Genomic DNA, 22,548 nt, shown 5'->3' with positions numbered 1-22,548 from the left:
TGGTGATCAAGTGTCCTACTCGGCGATGATCACCGTCACCTCGCCGTCGGCGGCGTCGGTCGCCTCGCCCGCCACCACGAACCAGTGGGTGACCTCGCCGTCGGCCAGGTCGTCTTCGACCGAGCCGGCGGGCAGGACCGACAGGGCGCCCGCGGTGGCCGAGACCAGGAATTCCTGGATGGCGGCGGGGCCGGAGGCGTGGGTGGTGTAGGTGGTGCATTCGTAGTCGATGCCGTGTTCGTCGCGCAGGCGTTCGGCCAGGGCGACGGCGTCGGACTGGGTGAGCACCGTTGTGGTGTCGGCGGCGACCTGGACGAAGGCCGGGTGGTCTTCGGCCAGCGGGCGGATGCGGTCGGCGTAGGAGACGGGATGCGCTGCGGCTGCGGCGATCTCGCCTTCCACGTCGGGCAGGACCAGCCATTCGCCTGCCACCCCGGCGACCGGGGCCGCACTGATGCCGAACGCCGCGCCGGCGGCGGCCAGCTCGACTCCGGTCTCCTCGCCCGCGAACAGCACCGCGGCACCGGCCTTCTGCACCGCCCAGGCGGCGAGCACCGAATCCACACTACGCGGCAGCGACACGGCGACCACGTCGCCCGGACCGGCGCCGCGCGCGATGAGCACGCGGGCCAGCTGCGAGGACTTGCGATCCAGTGCGCTGTAGGCGATCTCGCTGTCACCGCGCAGCAGGGCGGGTGCCTGCGGGTCGGCCTCCACGACCTCGGCCAGCACCTTGGCCACCGTCTGCGCGCCGACACCGGTCACCGAAGCGGGCGCCGAACCGGCCGCTGTCACACCGGATTCGGCGAGCAGCTTGGCGCGTTCGGTGGCATCGAGGATGTCGATGTCACCGACCAGGCCCGTCGGGTTCTCGAGCAGTTCGTCGAGCACCCGCAGCAATCGGGCGGACAGGGTGCGGACCTCGTCCTCGGTGAAGGTGCTGCGCAGGTAGCGCATGGTGATCTCGATGGTCGACTCGGCCATCACCACCAGCGTGAGCGGGTAGTGGGTGGCGTCGTCGAGGCCGACACCGGTGACCTGCATGCCGTCGATCGAGCTCGCCGCGGTGACGGCGTCCTTGTCCATCGGGTAGGACTCGAACACCAGCAGCGTGTCGAACTGCGAACCGGCACCGGCCACCCGCTGGATGTCGGACAGGCCGACGAAGTGGTGGCTGAGCAGTTCGGCCTGCTCGGACTGCACCTTCTGGGTGAGCTTCTCCGCCGTCATCCGGTCGTCGATCTGGATGCGCACCGGCAGGGTGTTGATGAACAGGCCGACCATCGACTCCACGCCGGGCAGCTCGGCCGGGCGACCGGAGACGGTGGCGCCGAACACCACGTCGTCGCGGCCGGTGAGGCGCCCGACGACGATGCCCCACGCGGTCTGCAGCAGCGTGTTCACGGTGACACCGAGCTCGCCGGCGAACTTGCCGAGCGCCCGGGTGCGGTCGTTGTCGATCTCGACGACGACCTTGTCGATCTCGAAGCGCTCCTCGGTGCGCGGCGGCGGCGCCAGCTGGGTGGGTCCTTCCACCCCGGCCAGCGCGTCGGCCCAGGCCCGCAGCGACACTTCGCGATCCCAGCCCGAGAGCCAGGACAGGAAGTTGCGGTAGGACGCCACGCGCGGCAGGGCGGTGAGGTCGCCGTGCACCGCGTAGAGCACCAGCAGGTCGCGCATGAGCAGCGGCATCGACCAGCCGTCGACGAGGATGTGGTGCACCGTGATCGACAGGTGCGCCTTGTTCTCGGCGGTCTTGAACAGACCGAAGCGGATCAGCGGCGCGGTCGCCATGTCGAACTGGTTGGCGCGGTCGGCGGCGAGGAGCTGCTGCATGCGCGGCATGCGCACGTCCTCGGGCAGCTCGGTCAGGTCGACCTCACGCCACGGCACCTCCAGTTCGCCGAGCACCACCTGCACCGGCTGACCGGCCGAGTCGGTGACGAAGGCGGTCCGCAGGTTCGGGTAGCGGTCGAGCACGCCCTGAGCGGCCTTGCGCAGCCGCTCGGCATCGAGGGTGCCGGTCAGGTCGAGCACGGCCTGCACGGTGTACACGTCGACGGTCGCCGAGCTGATCATGGCGTGGAACATCAGGCCCGCCTGCAGCGGCGAGAGCGGCCACACCTCCGACAGTGCGGGGTAATCGCGTTCCCACACATCGAGATCGGACTGTTCGACGCGCACCAGCGGCATGTCGGACGGGGTGAAACCACCCGCGTCGGACCGCTGCGCGTGTGTGGCGAGCGCGGTGAGCGCGGCCACGAACAGGTCGGCGAACTCCTGTGCCCGCTCGGCGGAGAGCAGTCCGGTCGGGAAGGCGATGTTCGCGCCGAGCTGCGGGCCCTCGTCGCCGTCGTCGACGATGGCGTTGATGTCCAGCGTCGCGTTGGCCGGCATGTCGAGGTCCATCTCGGCGTCGAGCTGACCGAGGTCGGCCACCGGGATCCAGCCGAGTTCGGCGAGTTCGGCGGGGATCTCGCCCGTGCCCGCCCGGCCGAGGTAGTTGAAGCTGATCTGGCCGACGCTCGGCAGATCGGCGCCCTGCTCGGTCAGGTACTTGAGCATGCCGTAGCCGATGCCCTTGTCGGGCACCGCGAGCATCTGCTCCTTGACCGACTTGATCACGTCGCCGAGCACGGCGCCGCCGGCGAAGGCGTCGTCGAGGTCGGCGCCCGCCAGGTCCAGACGCACCGGGAAGGCGGTGGTGAACCAGCCGACGGTGCGCGACAGGTCGGCACCGGCGACGATCTCTTCCTGGCGGCCGTGGCCCTCCAGCTTGATCAACGCCGCGGTACCGGATTCGTCTCCGCGCCAACGAGATACGGCCAACGCCAAAGCGGTGAGCAGACCGTCGTTGACACCGCCGTGGTACAGGCCGGGGATCGCGGTGAGCACCGCGTCGGTGACCTCCGGCGACAGGGTGACCTGCACCCGGTCGACGGTCGCGAAGGTGTCGACCTTCGGGTCGAACGGACGCGAACCCAGCAGCGGGTCGGGCGTTGTGGACACCTCACGCCAGAACGGCAGTTCCGTGCGACGGTCGGCGGCCTGCTCGACCAGGCTGTGCGCCCAGCGCCGCATGGACGTGCCGTTGGCGGGCAGGTTCACCGGCTGACCGGCCGCGATCTGACCCCAGGCCATGCCGAGGTCCGGGATCAGGATGCGCCAGGACACACCGTCGATCACGAAGTGGTGGCCGACGATGAGCAAGGCGTCGCGACGGCGCGGGCTCTGTGTCGGCGCGCCGAAGGCGAACCACACGAACTGCACCATGGCGGCACCGGCCGGGTCGAGTCGACCCATGGCCTGGTCGTACTCGGCGCTGGCCAGGGCGGACAATTCCTCGTCGGTGACGTCACCGGACACCTCGACGCGACGCACCAGGGCGCTCACATCGACCGCGCCGGGCGCCAACGCCTCGAACTCCCAACCGTTCTCACTGTCACCCTGCTGCGCTCCCGAGAGCCCTGCGTGGTCACGCTCCGCTACCGCCTCCGGGCTCACCGCTCGCTCCGCGCGCGCGACCCGCGAGCGGAGCACATCGTGGTGGTCGAAGACCGCACCGATGGTGGCGTGCAGCACCTCTTCGGAGATGTTCTCCGGTAGGCGGAGCACCATCGACTGGGAGAACCGGTCGTAGGTGGAGCCGCTGCTGAGGATCTGGCGCATGATCGGCAGCATCGGGATGTCGCCGACACCGCCGCCGGGCAGTTCCTCGAGCACGATCTGCTCGGTGTCGCCCGCCGGCACCGCGATCTCGGCCAGCCCGGCCACACTGCGCTTCTCGAACACGTCGCGCGGCTTGAACAGCACGCCACGGTCCTTGGCCCGCGAGACCAGCTGGATGGACAGGATCGAGTCACCGCCGAGGGCGAAGAACGAATCGTCCAGGCCCACCGCGTCGACACCGAGCACCTCGGCGAAGACGGCGGCGATGATCGCCTCGATATCGCTTGTGGGCGTGCGGAACTCGCGCGGGGCGAGGACCGGCTCGGGCAGGGCGCGACGGTCCAGCTTGCCCGCGGGGGTCAGCGGGATCTCGTCGAGCACCATCACCGAGGCGGGGACCATGTGCGCGGGCAGCTGCTGCGCCACGAACTCGACCAGGGCGGCGGGTTCGACGGCACGGCCGGGGACCGGGCGCACGTAGGACACCAGGATGGTGGCGCCCGCGTCGGTGGTGCGGCCGATGGTGGCCGCGAAATCGATGTCGTCGTGTGCGGTGAGCACGGCGTCGATCTCGCCCAGTTCGATGCGGAAGCCGCGGATCTTCACCTGGAAGTCGTTGCGGCCGACGTATTCCACGACGGGCTTGCCGTTGACGGTGCGCCAGGCGACCACGTCACCGGTGCGGTACAGGCGCGAGCCCGGTTCACCGTAGGGGTTGGCCACGAAGCGTTCGGCGGTCAGGCCGAGGCGCTCGTGGTAGCCGCGTGCCAGCGGCACGCCACCCAGGTACAGCTCACCGGACACGCCTTCGGGGACCGGATGCAGGCGACTGTCGAGGACCAGCACGGTCGCGCCGGGGATCGGGCCACCGATATTCATGGTGTCGCCGGGCAGCAGCGCGTCGGACAGGTTGGTCGCGATGGTCGCCTCGGTGGGGCCGTAGGCGTTGTAGAACCGGTGGTGCGCCGGGTCGGTGCCCGCGCTGTGCCAGTTCGCCACCAGGTCGACCGGCGCCTTGTCGCCACCGACGATCAGGGCCTCCAGCCCGGCCAGTGCCGACGGTTCCATCGACGCCGCGACGAGCGGGGTGAGGAACACGTGGGTCAGGCCCTGGCCGACGATGATCTCGGCCAGTTCCTCACCACCGACCACGCCGACCGGCGTGATCACCAGGGTGCCCGCCGACCCGACGGCAAGCAGGAATTCGAGGATCGACGCGTCGAACGACGGTGAGGCGAACGCGAGGGTCCGCGCGTCCTTGCCGAGCCCGAACTGCGCCACCTCGGCGGCGGCGAAGTTGGCCACACCGGTGTGGGTGACGACGACGCCCTTGGGCAGACCCGTCGAACCCGAGGTGTAGATCATGTACGCCGTGTTGTCCGCGCGGACGGTTCCGCGACGGTCCGCGTCGGTGATCGGCTCGGCCGACTGCGCGGCGACCTGCGTGTGCAGTGCCGCGTCGTCGAGGACGAGCCAGTCCCCCAGCGCGGGCGCGGGCAGGTGATCTACCTCGGCCGACACCGTAATGCCAAGGGCCGCACCCGAATCCGACATCATGTGCGCGATGCGCTCGGCCGGGTACTTCGGGTCGACCGGCAGGAACGCCGCACCCGACTTGATTACCGCCCAGATGGCGAGGGTGGTTTCCAGGGACCGCTGCATGGCGATGGCGACGACCGTCTCCGGTGCGGCGCCGCGCTCGATGAACACCCGGGCCAGACGCGAGGACGCGGCGTCGAGCTCGGCGTAGGTCAGCGAGCGGACATCGCCCGATGCCACCGGCTCGTCCGCCGACGTGCGCGACGCGAGCGCGCCAACACTTGCGGACGCGATGGTGTCGGCATCGACCTGCGGTGCGGCAGTGAGCGCCCGGAGCAGACCCGTGTCGACCCACTCGGGGGCGACGATCGCCTGACCGGTCGGGTTGGCCGCCACAGCCTGAGCCAGCAGCTCGGGCAGCGTGCTCGTGGCGAGCGCGGGACCACCTGTGCGGGTGAGCAGTTCGGTGCGCTCGACGCTGTCGAGAAGTTCCAGATCGCCCACCGGAGTGGTCGTGTCGGCGACGACCTCGGCGAGCAGTCGGCGGAACCGCTGCGCGAACTTCTCCACCGTCGACTGATCGAAAAGAGCACTCGCGTAGGAGAACTCGGCGTAGGCACCGGCCTCGTCACCTGCCCCGGCCTCGCGGACGGTGAGCAGCAGGTCGAACTTGGCGGTGTCGACGTCGAAGTCGACCGCCGAGACCGAAAGGCCGGGCAGTTCGAAGCCGGCGTCGGGCAGGTTCTCGAACGACAGCGCCACCTGGAACAGCGGGTGCCGCGCGGTGGAGCGCTCGGGGTTGAGCAGTTCCACCAGGCGCTCGAACGGGATGTCGGCGTGGGCGAAGGCGGCCAGGTCGGACTCCTTGGCCTGGGCCAACAGGTCGCCGAAGCTCTGCTGTCCGCCGACCTGCGTGCGCAGGGCGAGGGTGTTGACGAACATGCCGATCACGTCGTCGAGCTCGGCCTCGCCACGACCGGCGATCGGGGTGCCGATGACGATGTCCTCGGTGCCCGACAGGCGCGCCAGGAAGATCGCGAGCGCGGTGTGCACGACCATGAACAGGGTCGCGTTCTGTTCGCGGGCGATGGCGGTGAGCCCGGCGTGGACGTCACCGTCGATCGGGAACAGCACCCGGCCACCGGCGAAGGACTGCGTGCTCGGACGCGGCCGGTCCAGTGGCAGGTTCAGCTCGTCGGGCACACCGGCCAGCGCGCGCTTCCAGTACGCGGCCTGCTGGGAGAGCAGGCTGTTCTCGTCGGTCTCCGAGCCCAGCACCTCGCGCTGCCAGATGCTGAAGTCGGCGTACTGCACCGCCAGCGGCGCCCAGCCGGGCGCCTCGCCTGCCGCGCGGGCGGCGTAGGCGATCATCACGTCGCGGGTCAGCGGGCCCATCGACCAGCCGTCGGCGCTGATGTGGTGGGCCACGAACACCAGGACGTACTCGGTGCTCGCGTCGGTACCGACCGGCGACACGACCCGCATCAGCTTGGCGCGCAAGGGCACTTCGTCGATCACGTCGAAGCCCGCGGTGATCAGTTCGGCGATCTTGTCCCGAACCTGTTCGGGCACAACATCTTCCGGCGTCAGATCCGGCACATTGCCCTCGACCGGCAGGATGACCTGGTGCGGTGTGCCGTTGGCCGACGGGTACACCGTGCGCAGGGTTTCGTGACGGGCGAGCACGTCGGCGACGGCCAGCTGCAACGCCTCGACATCCAGCGCGCCCGACAGGCGGACGGCGACCGGGATGTTGTTCACCGAGGAACTGGTGTCGAACTGGTTCAGGAACCACATGCGCTGCTGAGCCAGCGAGAGCGGCACCTGATCCGGTCGCGGTGCGGCGACCAGTGCGCGACGCCCACCGGCACCGGCACCCTGCTCGACCTTCACCGCGAGCCCGGCCACCGTCGACGCCTCGAACAGCAGGCGCACGGGAACCCGGCTGTCCAGGGCGGCGCCGAGGCGGGCCGCGACCTGGGTGGCCAGCAGCGAGTTGCCGCCGAGGGCGAAGAAGTCGTCGTCGGCACCGACCCGCTCGACGCCGAGGACGTCGGCGAACACGCCCGCCACGATCTCCTCGATCGGGGTGGACGGTGCGCGGAACGCCTGGGCCTCGAACTCCGGCTCCGGCAGCGCCTTGCGGTCGAGCTTGCCGTTCACATTGAGCGGCAGCGCGTCGAGCACGACGAACGCGGCGGGCACCATGTACGACGGCAGGCTCGCGGCCAGCGTCGACTTCACCTGCGCCACATCCACATCCGCACCGACCAGGTACGCGACGAGACGGTCACCGGTGCGCGGATCGGACTTGGCGACGACGGCCGCCTGCGCGATCTCCGGCTGCGCGAGCAGCGCGGCCTCGATCTCGCCGAGCTCGATACGGAAGCCGCGGATCTTCACCTGGAAGTCGGTGCGGCCCCGGTAGTCGAGTTCGCCGTTGTGCCAGGCCACCAGGTCACCGGTGCGGTACATGCGGGTACCGGTACCGAACGGGTTGGCTACGAAGCGGTCGGCGGTCAGATCGGCGCGGCCGAAGTAGCCGCGCGCCAGCTGGGCGCCCGCGAGGTACAGCTCACCGGCGACACCGTCGGGCACCGGGCGCAGCCGCTCGTCGAGCACATAGACCTGGCTGTTCCATTCGGGCGAGCCGATGGACACCGAGCCCTGGTCGGCCGCGTTCACCCGGTGCGAGGTGATCGAGACCGCGGCCTCGGTGGGGCCGTACAGGTTGAACAGCTCGGTGCGCGGGAACGCGGTGCGGAACCGCTGGGCCAGCGAACCGGGCAGCGCCTCACCGATGGCGAGGACCCGCCACAGCGAATCCGGCATGCCGGCGGCCAGCAGTGCGTCCAGCATCGACGGCACCACGTGCAGCGTGGTGACCCATTCGCGGATCATCAGCTCGTTGAGGTAGGCCGGGTCGCGATGCCCGTCGGTCGCCGCGATCACCAGGCGACCACCGCACACCGCCGCCGACCAGAACTCCCAGACCGAGAGGTCGAAGGTGGCCGCGGTCTTGAGCAGCACCGCGTCGGCGGCGTCCATGCCGAATTCGACCAGCTTCCACTGCAACTGGTTGGCGATGGCGCCGTGCGGCACCGCGACACCCTTCGGGCGACCGGTCGAACCGGACGTGAAGATCACGTACGCGGTGTTGTCCGGGCGCAGCGGCTCGGTGCGCTCGTCGTCGGAAACCGGTGCGGCGCTGAGGCTCTCCAGTGCGAGTTCGTCGATACGCACGACCGGTGCGGCGTCGGTGGTGAACTCGTCGTTGGTGAGCACGCAGACCGGTGCCGCGGTGGTGAGGATGTAGTCGGTGCGCTCGGCCGCCTGATCGGGGTCGACCGGCACGTACGCGCCACCGGACTTGGCCACCGCGTACATCGCGACGATCAGGTCCACCGAGCGGCGCATGGCGAGCGCCACCCGTGCCTCCGGGCCGACACCGAGCGAGATCAAATGCCGCGCAAGGCGGTTCACCTTCGCGTCGAGTTCGGCGTAGGTGAGCTGGTTGCCGTCGTCGGTGACCAGGGCGGTCGCCTTCGGATCGGCGGCCACGGTGGCGTCGAGCAGCGAGACAAGGGTGGCCTCGGTGTCGACCGGGTTGGCCGTGTTGTTGCGGCCGTCGAGCAGTTCGGCACGCTCGGCGGGGGCGAGCAGTTCGATATCGCCCACGGCGGTGCGCGGCGTGGCGACGATCGCCTCGAGCAGGCGCTCGAAGCGGCGCAGGAATCCCTCGACCGTGGCGCGGTCGAACAGGTCGGTGGCGTAGGTGAGCAGACCCGAAATGCCTTCGGGCTCACCGGTTTCGTCGTAGACGTCGCTGATGATGAGGTGCAGGTCGAACTGCGACAGGTTGCTGTCGATGTCCAGGCCCGCGACCGTCAGACCCGGCAGTTCAAGGGTGGCGCGGCTGAGGTTCTGGAACGACAGACCCACCTGGAACAGCGGGTGCCGCGCGGTGGAGCGCACCGGGTTGAGCACCTCGACGAGCCGCTCGAACGGCACGTCGGCGTTGGCGAAGGCGGCGATGTCGTCTTCGCGCTGGCGGGCCAGCAGGTCGGTGAAGGCCTCACCGCTGTCGACCTTGGTGCGGAACACCAGGGTGTTGACGAACATGCCGATCATGTCGTCGAGCACGGCCTCGCCACGACCGGCCATCGGGGTGCCGATGGCGATGTCGTCGGTGCCGGACAGGCGCGCGAGCAGCACCGCGAGGGCGGTGTGCACGACCATGAACAGGGTCGCGCCCTCCCCACGGGCCAGTTCGACGAGCGCGCGGTGGGTCTCGGCGCTGATCCGCACGTCGACCTTGCTGCCCGCGAAGCTTTGCACGGCCGGACGCGGCCGGTCGGCGGGCAGGTCGAGCTGGTCGGGCAGCTCGGCGAGGGCCTGCTTCCAGTAGGCCACCTGCTTGCTGGCCATCGAGTCCGGATCGTCCTCGCTGCCGAGCAGCTCGCGCTGCCAGATGCTGTAGTCCGCGTACTGCACGGGCAGCGGTGCCCAACCGGGTTCGGAGCCTGCGGCGCGGGCGGCGTAGGCGGTCATCAGGTCGCGGGTCAGCGGGGCGACCGACGAGCCGTCACCGGAGATGTGGTGCACGACCATGGCCAGGACGAAGTCGTCGCTGTCGGCCACCCGGAACAGGGCGACCCTCAGCGGCACCTCGACGGTGACATCGAAGATCGTCGACAGCAGCTCGCCGACAGCGGATTCCACCTCGTCGGCGGCGACGGTGCGCTCGAGCAGTTCCGGCGCGGCCTGCGCGGGCGACAGGATGACCTGTGCCGCACCGGCTTCGGTCTGCGGGTAGACGGTGCGCAGGATCTCGTGGCGGCTCACCAGGTCGAGGATCGCGGCGCGCAGCGCGGCCACGTCGAGCTCGCCGGACAGGCGGACCGCGACGGGCACGTTGTAGGCCGCCGACTGGGTGTCGAAGCGGTTGAGGAACCACATCCGCTGCTGGGCCAGCGAGAGCGGGATGTACTCCGGACGCGGACCGGCCTTCAGCGCCTTGCGGTCACCGGTCTCGGCGTGCTGCTCGATCCGATGGGCCAGCGCCGACACGGTCGACGCCTCGAACAGCAACCGCACGGGGATGCGGGTGTCGAGTGCCTCGCCGAGGCGGGCGGCGACCTGCGTGGCCAGCAGCGAGTTACCGCCCCAGGCGAAGAAGTCGTCGTCGAGACCGAACCGCTTGTCCTCACCGAGGCGCAAGACCTCGGCGAACGTGGCGGCGACGAGCTGTTCGCTCGGGCTCACCGGTGCGCGGAACACGGCCTTCTCGACCTCGGGTTCCGGCAGCGCCTTGCGGTCGAGCTTGCCGTTGGCGTTCAGCGGCAGGGCATCGAGCCGCAGGAACACGGTCGGAACCATGTAGGACGGCAGTTCGTCGGCCAGCGCGTTACGCAGCGCGACCTTGTCGATCTCGCCCGCGTCGGCCACGACGTAGGCGACGAGGCGATCGCCGACCACCGGATCGGTGTGGGCGAGCACGGCCGCCGCGGAGATGGTGGGCTGACGTAGCAGCGCCGCCTCGATCTCGCCGAGTTCGATACGGAAGCCGCGGATCTTCACCTGGAAGTCGGTGCGACCCCGGTAGTCGAGTTCGCCGTCGGCGTTCCAGGCGACGAGGTCGCCGGTGCGGTACATGCGCTCGCCGGTGGTGGAGAACGGGTCGGCGACGAAGCGGTCGGCGGTCAGATCCGCGCGACCGTAGTAACCGCGCGCCAGCTGGGCACCGGCGAGGTACAGCTCGCCGGAGACACCGACCGGAACCGGGCGCAGACGCGAATCCAGCACGTACACACGGCTGTTCCACTCGGGGCCACCGATCGACACCGACACCTGGTCGGCATCGGTCACCGCGTGACTGGTGATCGAGACCGCGGCCTCGGTGGGGCCGTACAGGTTGAACAGCGCGGCCGTGTTCGCGGTGCGGAAGCGCTGCGCGGTCGCGGCGGGCAGCGCCTCACCGATCGCGAGCACCCGGCGCAGCGTGCGCGGCAGCGCGGCACCGGACTCGGTGAGCAACGCGTCGAGCATCGAGGGCACCACGTGCAGGGTGGTGACGCCGGTGGCGCGCATCAGGTCGTTGAGGTAGGCCGGGTCGCGGTGGCCGTCGGCGGTGGCGACCACCAGGCGGGCACCGGCGACGGCGGCGGTCCAGAACTCCCAGACCGACAGGTCGAAGGTGGCCGCGGTCTTGAGCAGCACCGCGTCGTCGGCACCGATGCCGAATTCGGCCGTCTCCCACAGCAACTGGTTGACGATCGCGCCGTGCGAGACCGCGACACCCTTGGGCTTACCGGTGGAGCCGGAGGTGAAGATGATGTACGCGGTGTTCGCGGGCACGAGCGAACGCCCGGTGATCGCCTCGGCGCTCACCGCGCTCAGGTCGAGGTCGTCCAGGACGACCACTTCGGCCGCCGCCGTGGTGAATTCGGCACTCGCCGTGGTCAGCACGACAGCCGGTGCGGCGGTTTCCAGGATGTAGTCGGTGCGCTCGGCGGGCTGATCGGGGTCGATCGGCACGTAGGCCGCGCCCGTGCGGGCCACCGCGTACATCGCGATGATCAACTCGGCGGAGCGGCGGATGGCCAGGGCCACCCGGTCCTCGGCGCTGATCCCGCGCTCGATCAGATACCGCGCGAGGCGGTTGACCTCGGCATCGAGCTCGGCGTAGGTGAACTCGCGACGACCCGAGACGATTCGGCCGTACGCGACAGCGGCGCGTGTGTCTGCGTCGTCGGACTCCGGCTCGTCGACGACCAGCGCGATCGCGTTCGGAGTCGTTGCCACAGTCGCATCGAGCAGCGACACCAGGGTGGCGTCGGTGTCGACCGGGTGCGCGGTGTCGTTCCACGCGGTGACGATCCGCTCGGCCTCCGGCTCGGCGAGCAGGTCGATGTCGCCGACCGGGACGCTCGCGTCGGCGGTGACCGCGTCGAGCACCCGCACGAAGCGGTCGGCGAAGCTCTGCACCGTCGACTCGTCGAACAGGTCGATGGCGTAACCGAATTCGGTGACCAGCTGGGCCGGGGCGCCGTCGTCGGTGTAGCGGTCGTACAGGGTGACGTGCAGGTCGGTCTTGGCCAGCTGCGAGTCGTAGTCGACCGGGCTCACCGTGAGACCTGGGAGTTCGAAGGTGGTCTCGGCCAGGTTCTGGAACGACAGACCGATCTGGAACAGCGGGTTGCGCGCGGTGGAGCGCACCGGGTTGAGCACCTCGACGAGCCGCTCGAACGGCACGTCGGCGTTGGCGAAGGCTTCCAGATCGCGTTCGCGCACGTCGGCGAGCAGCTCGGCGAAGGAGGCGCCGGAGTCGACGGCGGTGCGGAACACCAGGGTGTTGACGAACATGCCGATCAGGTCGTCGAGTTCACGCTCGCCACGACCCGCGATCGGGGTGCCGACGGCGATGTCGTCGGTGCCCGACAGACGCGCGAGCAGCACGGCGAGCGCGGCGTGCACGACCATGAACAACGAGGCGTTGTTGGCACGGGCCAGGTTGTGCAGGGCGGCGTGCCGGTCGGGGTCGATCTCGAAGCGGATCGCCTTGCCCTGGAACGACTGCGCGGGCGGGCGCGGCCGGTCGGCGGGCAGTTCGAGCTGGTCGGGCAGGCCGGCCAGCGCCTCGGTCCAGTACGCGACCTGCTTGGCGGCCAACGATTCCGGATCGGATTCGTCGCCGAGCACCTCGCGCTGCCACAGCGCGTAGTCGGCGTACTGCACCGGCAGCGGCGCCCACTGCGGCGCCTCGCCCTGGGCGCGGGCCACGTAGGCGGCCATGATGTCGCGCGCCAGCGGGCCCATGGAGGAACCGTCGGCGGACACGTGGTGCACGGTGAACGCGAGCACGTAGTCGGTCTCGCTCAGTTCGAACAGCGCGACCGCGAGCGGCACCTCTCGGGTGACATCGAAGGTCGTCATCGCGAATTCGACAACGGCACCGAGCAATTCGGACTCGTCGACCTCGATGTGGTGCACCTGCGCGCTGATCTGCGAGTTCGGCAGGATCACCTGGCGCGGGCCGTCGGGCGAGGCCGGGTAGACGGTGCGCAGCATCTCGTGACGGGCGAACACGTCGCCGATGGCCTGCTCGAGCGCGGGCACATCGAGGTCGCCGGTGAGGCGGACCGCCAGCGGGATGTTGTCCACCGCGGAGGTGGAGGTGTCGAACTGGTTGAGGAACCAGTACCGCTGCTGGGCAGGCGAGAGCGGGATGACCTCGGGCCGCTCCCCCGCCTTCAGGCGCGGGCGGGCTCGGCCGGAACCGGCGTTGTGCTCGGCCCGGGCGGCCAGTGCCGACACGGTCGAGGCCTCGAACAGGTCGCGGACCGCGAGCTGGGTGTCGAGGGCGGCGCCGATGCGGGCGGTGACCTGGGTGGCCAGCAGCGAGTTGCCGCCGAGTTCGAAGAAGTCGTCGTCGGCACCCACGCGGGTCACGCCGAGCACGTCGCCGAAGGTGCCCGCCACGATCTCCTCGATCGGGGTCGAGGGCGCGCGGAACACCTTGGTCTCGAACACCGGCGCGGGCAGCGCCTTGCGGTCGAGCTTGCCGGAGGCGTTGAGCGGGAAGGCGTCCAGGATCACGAATGCCGTCGGCACCATGTACGCGGGCAGGGCGCTGCCGAGTTCGGCGCGCACCGCGTCGATGTCGACAGTGGAACCGGCCGACGGGATCAGGTAGCCGACGAGCTGGTCGCCGAGGCGTTCGTCGCCACGGACCACGACCACCGACTGGGCGATCGCGGGCAGTGCGGTGAGGGCGGACTCGATCTCGCCGAGTTCGATGCGCAGGCCGCGCAGCTTCACCTGGAAGTCGGTGCGGCCCAGGTACTCCAGCTCGCCCTGCTCGGTCCAGGTGACGAGGTCACCGGTGCGGTACATGCGGGCGCCGTCGATGCCGAACGGGTCGGCGACGAAGCGGTCGGCGGTGAGATCGGGGCGGTTCACGTAGCCGCGGGCCAGTTGCACACCGGCCAGGTACAGCTCACCCGCGACACCGACGGGGACCGGATGCAGGCGCGAATCCAGCACGTACACCTGGGTGTTGAACACCGGCGCACCGATCGGCACCGAGGTGGTGTCGGCGTCGGTGACCTCGTGGAAGGTGACGTCGACGGCGGCCTCGGTCGGGCCGTACAGGTTGTGCACGGCCGCGCCGGTGAGGGCGCGCATCCGCTGGGCGGTCGGCGCGGGCAGCGCCTCACCGGAGGCGAAGACCAGGCGCAGGCTGTCGGCGCGGCCGTCGTCCTCGGCGAGTTCGGCGACGAACACCGACATCATCGACGGCACGAAGTGCGCGGTGGTGACGCTCTCGGCCGCGATCAGGTCGGCCAGGTAGGCCGGGTCACGATGACCGTCCGGCTTGGCCACGACCAAGCGCGCACCGATCTGCAAAGGCCAGAAGAACTCCCACACCGACACGTCGAAGGTAGCGGGCGTCTTCTGCAGCACCACGTCGTCGGCGGTCAGGCCGTACTGCGCCTGCATCCACACCAGGCGGTTCACGATCGCGGCGTGGCTCACCGCCACACCCTTCGGACGACCCGTCGAACCGGAGGTGAAGATCACGTACGCGGTGTTCGACGGACGCAGCGGCGCGATCCGCTCGGCATCGGTGACCGGCGCGTCCGAGTACCCGGACAGGTCGAGGCTGTCGATGTGCAGCGCGGTGGTCGCGCCCGCGTCGAATTCGTCACGGGCCGTGGTCAATACGCACACCGGTGCCGCGGTCTCGAGTACGTAGTGGGTGCGCTCGGCCGGGTGGTCGGGGTCGAGCGGCACGTAGGCGCCACCGGCCACGCTCACCGCGTACATGCCGATCACCAGGTCGAGCGAGCGGCGCATGCCGAGCGCGACCATGGTGTCCGGGCCGACGCCCTGGGCGATCAGGTGCCGGGCCAGGCGGTTCACCCGGGCGGTGAACCCGGCGTAGGACAGAGTTGTCCCCTCGAAGGTGAGGGCCGGTGTGTTCGCGCTGGTCGCGGCCTGTGCCTGGAACATCGACACCAGGGTCGCGGCCTGGTCGACCGGGTGCGCGGTGGCATTCCAGTCGGCGACGACCTGGCGCTTTTCGACCGGTGCCAGCAGTTCCACGTCACCGATCGGGCGGGTCGGCTCGGCGACGACCGACGACAGCATCCGCACCAGGCGCTTGGCCAGGTTCGCGATGGTGTCGGCGTCGAACATGTCTGTCGCGTAGGCGAACTCGGCGGTCATGCCGTCGGCGGAACCGTCGGCGCGGTAGCGGTCGGTCAGGTTCAGGTGCAGATCGAACTTGGCCGTCACCACGTCCAGCGGCACGCCCGCGACCTCGAGGCCGGGCAGTTCGAACGAGGCCTCGCCGGTGTTCTGGAACGACAGCATCACCTGGAACAGCGGGTGACGCGCCTGCGAACGGGCCGGGTTGAGGATTTCGACGAGCCGCTCGAACGGCAGGTCGGCGTGGCCGAAGGCGGCCAGGTCGTGCTCGCGCGTGGCGGCGAGCAGCTCGGCGAACGACTGCGCCGGGTCGACCGTGCTGCGCAGCACGAGGGTGTTGACGAACATGCCGATGGCGTCGTCGAGCACCGCTTCACCACGGCCCGCCACAGCGGTGCCGATGGCGATGTCGTCGCTGTTGGACAGGCGCGCGAGCAGGGCGGCGAACGCGGCGTGCACCACCATGAACAGGCTGGCGCCGTGTTCGCGGGCCAGCGCGTTGAGGCTGTGCGTCAGTGCCGGGTCGATCGAGAACTCGTGCACCCCACCGCGGTTGGAGGCCACGGCCGGACGCGGGCGGTCACTCGGCAGATCCAGCTGGTCGGGCAGCCCGGCCAGGGTGTTCGACCAGTAGGCCACCTGCTGGGCGATCATCGACGACGGATCCGACTCCGAGCCGAGGGTTTCGCGCTGCCACAGCGCGAAGTCGGCGTACTGCACGGGCAGCGGCGCCCAGCCCGGTGCCTCGCCGCGCGAGCGGGCGGCGTAGGCGATCATCACGTCGCGGGCCAGCGGACGCACCGACCAGCCGTCGCCGGAGATGTGGTGCACCACGAAGACGAGCACGTGGGTGTCGGGGTGCGAGCCGTCCATGGAACCGGCCACGCGCAGCAGTTCGGCGCGCACCGGGACCTGGGCGGTCACGTCGAAGCCGGCGAGCACGAGTTCGCTGATGCGGTCGCGGATCTCGTCTTCGCCGATGGTGACCGGATCGATCGTGATCGGCACCTGGGCCGCGGGCAGCACGACCTGCACGCCCTGGCCGTCGACGGTTTCCGGGTAGACGGTGCGCAGCACTTCGTGCCGCTCGACCACGTCGGCCACGGCCTGGCGCAGCGCGTCGACATCGAGGTCACCGGTCAGGCGGACAGCGAGGGGGATGTTGTTGACCCCGGTGGCGCTGTCGAACCGGTTGAGGAACCACATGCGCTGCTGGGCGAGCGAGAGCGGCACCTGTTCCGGGCGCGGCCCGGCGACGAGCTCGCGGCGGCTGCCGCTGCCCGCGTGGGTTTCCACCTTGGCGGCCAGCGCCGCCACCGACGGTGCTTCGAACAGCACCCGAACCGGAACCCGGGTGTCGAGTGCGGCGCCGAGGCGGGCGACGACCTGGGTGGCGATGAGCGAGTTGCCGCCGAGGTCGAAGAAGTCGTCGTCGCGGCCGACCGGCTGGTCCTCGGACAGGCCGAGCACCTCGGCGAAGGTGGCGGCGACGATCTCCTCGATCGGGGTGCTCGGCGCACGGAACTCGCGGGCCTCGAACACCGGGTCGGGCAGGGCGCGGCGGTCGAGCTTGCCGTTGGCGCTCAGCGGCATCTCGTCGAGCACGACGAACGCGGCCGGAACCATGTACGACGGCAGCTGCGCACCGAGATGCGCACGCAGCGTTTCGGTTTCGACGGTCGCACCCGCCGAGGGCACCACGTAGCCGACGAGCTGATCGCCGGTGCGGGCATCCGAACGCACGATCACCACGGCCTGGCCGACGGTGGTGTGCGCGGTGAGCGCGGCCTCGATCTCGCCGAGCTCGATGCGCAGACCGCGCAGCTTCACCTGGAAGTCGGTGCGGCCGAGGTAGGTGATCACACCGTGCTCGTCGCGGCGCACCAGGTCTCCCGTGCGGTACATGCGGGTGCCGTCGTCACCGAACGGGTCGGCGACGAAGCGGTCGGCGGTGAGGTCGGGGCGGCCGAAGTAGCCGCGCGCCAGCTGGGAGCCGGCCAGGTACAGCTCACCCGCGACCCCGGCCGGGACCGGGTGCAGGCGGGCGTCGAGCACGTAGGCCTCGGCGTTCCAGACCGGCGCGCCGATCGGGACGGCGCCGTCGACCTGGTCGGCGACCGGGCCGTGCGTGGCGTGCACGGTGAACTCGGTCGGGCCGTACAGGTTGAACAGTTCGGCGTCGCTCACCCGCCGCAGCGCGGCCACGGCGTCACCGGTGAAGGCCTCACCGGCGATCAGCAGGGCGCGCAGTGAGGACAGAGCTCCGCCCTCCACCGCAGCCGCATCGATGCTGCCCGCGAAGACGGTGAGCATCGACGGGACGAACGAGGTCATCGTGACCCGTTGCGCTGCAATGACATCGGCGAGGTACCGCGGGTCGCGGTGCCCGTCGGGGCTCGCGACGACCAAGCTGCCACCGGTGCTCAGCGGGCCGAACAGCTCCCACACCGACACGTCGAAGGTGGCGGGCGTCTTGAACAGCACCACGTCGTCGGCACCGATGCCGTATTCCGCGGTGATCCAACGGATCTGGTTCACCACCGCCGAGTGCGGCACCGCCACACCCTTCGGGCGACCGGTGGAACCGGAGGTGAAGATGACGTAGGCCGGGTGCTGCGGGCGCAGCGGTGCGATGCGCTCGGCATCGGTGACCGGGGTGTCGGAGTAGGCGGACAGGTCGATCGCGTCGATGACCAGTGTGGTCGGCTCGTCGACGGCGAAACCGTCGCGGCTCGTGGTCAGCACGACTACCGGGTTCGCCGTTTCGAGCACGTAGGCGATGCGGTCGGCGGGCTGGTCCAAGTCGAGCGGGACGTAACCGCCGCCTGCCTCCTGCACCGCGTACGCCGCGACGACCAGGTCGATGCTGCGGCGCAGGCCGAGGGCGACCAGCTTCTCCGGGCCGACACCGGCCTCGATCAGGCGGTGCGCCAAACGGTGTACGCGCGAGGCGGATTCGGCGTAGGTGAGGGTTTCGCCGGTGGCCGGGTCGATGAGGGCGACCGCGTTCGGGGTGGCCGTGGCCTGGCGGGCGAACTCGTCGACGAGGGTGCCCGCGCCGGGCAGCTCGCGCGCGGTGTCGTTCCAGCCGCGAACGGCCAGTTGTACCTCGGCGGCATCCAGCAGCGGGATGTCGCCCACGGCGCGGTTCGGGGTGGCCGCGATGGCATTGAGCAGGCGGGTGAAGCGGGCGCCGAAGCGGTGCATGGTCGACGCGTCGAACAGATCGGTCGCGTAGATCAGCTCGGCGACCATGCCTGCGGTGTCACCGGGCTTCTCGGTGAGCACCACCTGCAGGTCGAACTTGGCGACGTCGATCGGCAGGTCGACACCGCTGGCGGTGAGGCCGGGCAGTTCGAGGCTGGTCTGGCCGGTGTTCTGGAAGGCCAGCATCACCTGGAACAGCGGGTGGCGCGCCTGCGAGCGGGCCGGGTTGAGGATCTCGACCAACCGCTCGAACGGCAGATCGGCGTGGCCGAACGACGCGATGTCACTGGTGCGGACCTGGGCGAGCAGCTCGCTGAAGCTCGCCGCGCCGTCGACCTCGGTGCGCAGCACGAGGGTGTTGACGAACATGCCGATCAGGTCGTCGAGGGCGCGTTCGCCACGGCCCGCGATGGGCGTGCCGATGGCGATGTCGGACTCACCGGACAGTCGCGAGAGCAGCAGGGCCAGGGCCGCGTGCGTGACCATGAACAGGGTCACGCCACGGGTGCGGGCCAGCTCGGCGAGCGCCGCGTGGGTGCGGGCGTCGATCTCGAAGGTGTGGGTGGCGCCGCGACCGCTGGCGACGGCCGGGCGCGGCCGGTCGGCGGGCAGGTCGAGCTGCTCGGGCAGGCCGCGCAGGTGCTCGCTCCAGAACGAGATCTGCTTGGTGATCACCGACGCGGCGTCGTCCTCGTCGCCGAGCACCCCGCGCTGCCAGAGCGCGAAGTCGGCGTACTGGACCTCGAGGGGTCGCCAGGCCGGTTCGGCGCCTTCCACGCGGGCGCTGTAGGCGGTCATCACGTCGCGGGTGAGCGGGCCCATGGAGAAGCCGTCGGCCGAGATGTGGTGCACGACGAGGGCGAGCACGTGTTCGGTGGGGCTCACCTCGAACAGCGCGGCGCGGAACGGCACCTCGGCGGTGACGTCGAACGCGGTCAGCACCAGCTGCGAAAGACGCTGCGGCAGTTCGGCTTCGGTGGTCTCGATCGGGGCGAGGTCGGGGATGACCTTGCCGGTCGCGACGATCACCTGATGGGCGGCGCCGTCGGCCTCCGGGTAGTAGGTGCGCAGCGACTCGTGGCGGGCCAGCACGTCGGCGACGGCCACCTGCAGCGCCTGGCGGTCGAGCAGACCGGACAGGCGAACGGCGGCGGGGATGTTGTCGACGGCCGACTCGGGGTCGAAGCGGTTGAGGAACCACATGCGCTGCTGGGCCAGCGACAGCGGCACCCGCGCGGGGCGCTGCTGCGGGACCAGCGGGGCGCGCCGCTCGTCACCGGAATGCGTCTCGGCCCGCGCGGCCAGCGCGGCGACCGTGGACGCCTCGAACAGTTCGCGCACGCCGATATCGGATTCCAGGGCGGCCGACAGGCGCGCGGCGACCTGGGTGGCGGTCAGCGAGTTGCCGCCGAGGGCGAAGAAGTCGTCGTCGAGGCCGACCCGGTCCAGGCCGAGCACACCGGCGAAGGTGGCGGCGACGATCTCCTCGACCGGGGTGGTCGGCGCGCGGAACACCGCGGCCTCGAACACCGGGGCGGGCAGGGCCTTGCGGTCGAGCTTGCCGGAAGCGTTGAGCGGGAACTCGTCGAGGACGATGATCACCGACGGCACCATGTAGGCGGGCAGGTTGTTGCCCAGTTCCTCGCGCGCGTCCTCGATGTCGACCGCACGGCCGACGGCGGGGATGACGTAGGCAACCAGCTGGTCGCCGGTGTGCTGGTCGCTGCGGACCACCACCACCGACTGGGCGACCTCGTCGAGGCCGGTGAGCGCGGACTCGATCTCGCCGAGCTCGATGCGCAGACCGCGCAGCTTCACCTGGAAGTCGGTGCGGCCCAGGTACTCCAGCTCGCCCTGCTCGGTCCAGGTGACGAGGTCACCGGTGCGGTACATGCGCTCGCCGTTCGCACCGAACGGATTCGCGACGAAGCGGTCGGCGGTGAGGTCGGGGCGGGCGACATAGCCGCGGGCCAGCTGGGTGCCCGCGAGGTAGAGCTCACCCGCGACACCGACCGGGACGGGCCGCAGGCGCGCGTCGAGGACGTAGACCTCGGTGTTGAACACCGGGGCGCCGATCGGCACGGTGTCGGTGTCGGTGTCGACGACCTCGTGGAAGGTGACGTCGACCGCGGCCTCGGTGGGGCCGTACAGGTTGTGCAGCGCCGCACCGGTGAGTTCGCGCAGGCGGTGCGCGGGCTTCGGCGGCAGCGCCTCACCGGAGGCGAACACCATGCGCAGCGAATCACACTGCGCGGCAGCGGCATCCGCGACGAACACCGCGAGCATCGACGGCACGAAGTGGGTGACGGTGATACCCTCGGCCGCGATGATCTCGGCCAGGTAGGCCGGGTCACGATGACCGTCGGGCTTGGCGACGACCAAGCGCGCACCGATCTGCAAAGGCCAGAAGAACTCCCACACCGACACGTCGAACGTGGCGGGCGTCTTCTGCAGGACGACATCGGCCTCGGTCAGGCCGTACTGCGCCTGCATCCACACCAGGCGGTTGACGATCGCGCCGTGGCTGACGGCAACACCCTTCGGACGACCCGTCGAACCCGACGTGAAGATCACGTACGCGGTGTTCGACGGACGCAGCGGGGAGGTGCGTTCGGCGTCGGTGAGGCGGGTGTCGGCGTAGCCGGACAGGTCGAGCAGGTCGATGCGGACCTGCGCGGTGTCGATCTCCAGATCGGTGCCCGAGGTGAGCACACACACCGGATCCGCCGTCGCCAGAATGTATTCCGTGCGCTCGGCCGGGTGATCGGGGTCGAGCGGCACATAGGCGCCACCGGCCATGCTCACCGCGTACATGCCGACGACCAGGTCGAGCGAGCGGCGCATGCCGAGGGCCACAGAGGTTTCCGGGCCGACACCACGGTCCACGAGCCAACGGGCCAGGCGGTACACCTGTGCCGCGAACTCGGCGTAGGACAGACTCGTCCCCTCGAAGGTGAGGGCGGTGGCCTGCGGGGTGCGGGCCAGCTGCTCCTCGAACATCGAGACCAGGGTGGCGCGCTGATCCACCTCGTGCGCGGTGGCGTTCCACTCGTGCACGACGAGTGCGCGTTCGGCGGCGTCGAGCAGTTCGATATCGCCCACGGCCACCGTCGGTTCGGCGGTGATCGCGGTGAGCACCCGGATCAGGCGCTCGGCGATGCGGTGCACGGTCGCGGCATCGAACAGGTCGCTCAGGTAGCCGGCGCGGATGCGCAGCTGGGTGTCGAGCTGGGCGATCAGCGAGAGCGGGTAGTGGGTGGCGTCTGCCGCGTCCAAGCCGGTGACGGCCATGCCGTCGATGTCGGCGGCCTGGGCCTTGATGCCCTCGGCGTCGACCGGGTAGGACTCGAAGACCACCAGCGAGTCGAACAGGCCACCGACACCGGCGGCCGACTGGATCTCGGCCAGGCCGATGTAGTGGTGGTCGAGCAGGTCGGCCTGCTCGCCCTGGGTGCGGGTCAGCACGTCGCGCACCGATTCGGCGGCGCCGAAGCGGACGCGCACCGGCACGGTGTTGATGAACAGGCCGACCATCGACTCCACGCCCGACAGCTGCGCGGGACGACCGGACACCGTGGTGCCGAACAGCACGTCGTCGCGACCGGTCATCCGGCCGAGCACGATCGACCACGCCACCTGCAGCACCGTGTTCGGGGTGACGCCGAGGTCGGCGGCCAGCGCGACCAGGCGGCCGGTGGTGATCTCGTCCAGATCGAACAGGTACTCGTCCGACAGGGCGGTGATCTCGCGGCTCGCGTCCGGGCGGGCGAGCAGCGTGGGCTCGGTGACCCCGCGCAGCGCATCGGACCAGACGGCCACGGAGGCCGAATGATCCTGCTGGGCAACCCATTCCAGGAAGTGACGGTAGGAGCGGACGGCGGGCAGCGCGCTCGCGTCACCGTGCAGGGCGTAGAGCGCGAG

1 protein-coding gene (cut by a window edge) is annotated in these 22,548 nt (G+C 70.3%); it reads right to left on the bottom strand.

Annotated features, from left to right (window positions below; translation table 11 throughout):
- Positions 1-15: 15 nt before the first annotated feature.
- A protein-coding gene (locus tag NI2_RS02145) for a non-ribosomal peptide synthetase (RefSeq protein WP_067485284.1) crosses the window boundary here: on the bottom strand, positions 16-22,548 show its 3' portion. Its footprint extends 21,360 nt past the window's final position; 22,533 of the gene's 43,893 nt are visible here — the last part of the coding sequence; its start codon lies off the right edge, out of view; the stop codon is at positions 16-18.

This window comes from Nocardia ignorata NBRC 108230 (assembly GCF_001612905.1).
GTDB classification, from domain to species: Bacteria; Actinomycetota; Actinomycetes; order Mycobacteriales; family Mycobacteriaceae; genus Nocardia; species Nocardia ignorata.
The sequence above is the reverse complement of the archived record's forward strand: the minus strand, read 5'-3'. Positions and strand labels throughout refer to the sequence as shown.